1 pseudogene is annotated in these 444 nt (G+C 64.2%); it reads left to right on the forward strand.

The features are described from left to right. Nucleotides 1–206 precede the first annotated feature (206 nt). A pseudogene (locus tag AB3U87_RS22235) lies at nucleotides 207–444 on the forward strand (bestrophin family protein); the annotation flags it as partial.

The raw sequence follows: 444 nt of genomic DNA on the forward strand, positions 1-444 counted from the left end.
GGCAAGGGCTGCAGGATGACGACCAGTGGCAGGCCGGTTACTTCATCGCGAACAAACGGCGGGAAATCGACTTCTGGTTCGGTGACCTGGTGCCAGAGCCTGTCACGGGTTGAGCGGGAGGGGCCCCGGGCGCCGAGCAGGCGGGCCGGCCGGCCGTGCCAGAATGGCGGCTCGATTGGGGCCTGGCCCCGCCCCGGAGTTGCTGAGTGATCGTTCGTCCCCGCCCTAATTGGCTGCGCATGTTGTTCGTGTGGCGAGGCTCGGTCCTGATCAAGATCCTGCCGCAACTGGGGGTCACGGCGCTGGTGTCGCGCATCGTGGTGATCTTCCATGGTGAACTGTTGCACCGCAAGATCACGCTGACCACGGTGCCATTTTCGCTGGTTGGTGTGGCCCTGGCGATCTTCCTGGGCTTTCGCAACAACGCCAGCTACGACCGCTATT

Source organism: Erwinia plantamica (genome assembly GCF_043420595.1).
GTDB lineage: Bacteria > Pseudomonadota > Gammaproteobacteria > Enterobacterales > Enterobacteriaceae > Erwinia > Erwinia aeris.